The organism is Frankia tisae (assembly GCF_025403405.1).
In the GTDB taxonomy this organism is placed as follows: domain Bacteria; phylum Actinomycetota; class Actinomycetes; order Frankiales; family Frankiaceae; genus Frankia; species Frankia tisai.
Window position 1 is genome coordinate 1 of record NZ_JANEZT010000647.1, and the last position, 1,777, is coordinate 1,777.

1 protein-coding gene is annotated in these 1,777 nt (G+C 74.5%); it reads left to right on the top strand.

What is annotated here, in order from left to right; translation table 11 throughout:
- The first annotated feature begins 422 nt into the window (after positions 1-422).
- A complete protein-coding gene (locus NBZ85_RS30815; protein WP_261563389.1) occupies positions 423-1,700 on the top strand; it encodes a GlnX family signal transduction membrane protein in 1,278 nt (425 codons plus the stop codon).
- Positions 1,701-1,777 lie beyond the last annotated feature (77 nt).

Consider the following 1,777-nt stretch of genomic DNA (forward strand, 5'->3'; position numbering starts at 1 on the left):
CCCACCACCACCACCACGCTCCGCGATCACCGCCACGGCCCAAGGCCCGCGGCCCAAGGCCCGCGGCCCAAGGCCCGCACTCGCCATCCTGCCCCCACCCAGACGGTTGTGCCGGGAATTGCTGGAGCCTGATGACGGTCGCGGGCCCGGCGAACCGCGAAAAACCTCCAGCATCTGCTGACCGCCATGCGGCGAGGGCGGCACCGACCGGCCAATCGTGGAACCGCGCCCTACCGCCGGACCACTCCTCGGCCCTTGTCGATGAGGCTCCCCCGGCACCGTCAGCCGTGTTGCTGCTCACGGCTGCCTGTTCGCGGCCGACGTCCGCCGGAAGGTCGGCGTGCAGGCACCGCGCGAACTGTGATGACGCGAGGCCGACACCCCAGCCACGGAACGCCGCGGATCCCCTAAAGTCACCGAATATGACCGCGGTGCTACCGCGCCGCGCGGCCACCCCGCCCGGCCGACTGAGACTGGTGTCGATCATCGTGGCGGCCGGCCTGGTCCTGCTGTGGGTGGCGGCGTTCGCCACGGTGCACTCGCGCCAGCAGGCGCTGGACTCGCTGCGAACAGACAGCGGCGCATCGTTCATCGCGGCGCAGAGCCTGCACGCCGACCTTTCGGCGGCCGACGCCGCGGCGGCGCGGGCCTTCCTCGCCGGCGGCGTCGAACCCCCCGACCAGCGAGCCGCCTACCAGCGCGCCGTCACCGACGCGAGCGAGCGAATCGTCGACCTCGCCCGGGCGGCCGGCCCGCGGGAGCCGCTGACCGTGCTCACCGAGCAGCTTCCCGTCTACACCGGCGAGGTGGAGCGGGCCAGGGCGAACAACCGGCTCGGTCTCGTCGTCGGCGGCGCCTATCTGCGGGAGGCGTCGAGTCTGATGCAGGGCACGATCCTGCCGGCCGGCGACCAGCTCGCCGCGGCGGCCGCGGAGCGCATCGACCACGACTACCGCCAGGCCAGCCGCGCCTACCACCCGATCCTGGTCGCCGCCGCCGGGCTGGCGACGCTGGCCGTCCTGGTCGTCCTGCAGGTCCGGCTGTTCCGGCGGACCAACCGCATCTTCAACCCGGCGCTGGTGGCGGCGACGCTGCTCACCACGCTCGCGCTCGGCTGGACGATGACCGCGTTCGCGGTGCAGCGCACCCGCCTGCTCGACAGCCGCGACCACGGCTACGCGCCGATGACGATGACCGCGCAGGCCCGGGTGCTCGCGCTGCGTGCCTGGGGCGACGAGAGCCTGTCGCTGATCTCCCGGGGCAACGGCGCGGGCCTCGACGCCGACGCCGACGCCGTCAGCGCCCGGCTGGGCTACGACCGCCAGGCCCGGCCGACCCGCACCGGGCTGCTCCCGGCGACCGCGGCGCTGCCCGGCCCCGACCGGCCCGCCCGGGGCGCGCTCGCGCCCACCTGGCAGACCTACCAGGCCAGCGCGGTGCGGGTCCGCGCGCTCGTCGCCGAGGTCGGCGGGTTCCAGCAGGCGGTCGCCCTGGCCCAGGGCAGCGGCTCGGACTCCTTCCGCCGGTTCGACACGGCGTCCACGGTCGTGTTCGATGCCAGCCGCGGCCGGCTCGAGCGGCAGCTCGCCGACGCCGACGACCCCCTGGACACGCTGCCACTCGCCGTCACCGCGGCCCTCCTGCTCGCCGCCGCCCTCGCCCTCGCCGGTATCCAGCTCCGCATCAACGACTATCGGTAGCCGCCGTCATGCCGAAACCCACGACCCTCACGACCCTCACGATCCCCACGACCCCCACGACCCCCACGATGCTGCCG

Coding starts and splice junctions, on each gene's coding strand:
- NBZ85_RS30815 (WP_261563389.1), top strand. CDS start 423: ATGACCGCGGTGCTACCGCGCCGCGCGGCCACCCCGCCCGGCCGACTG.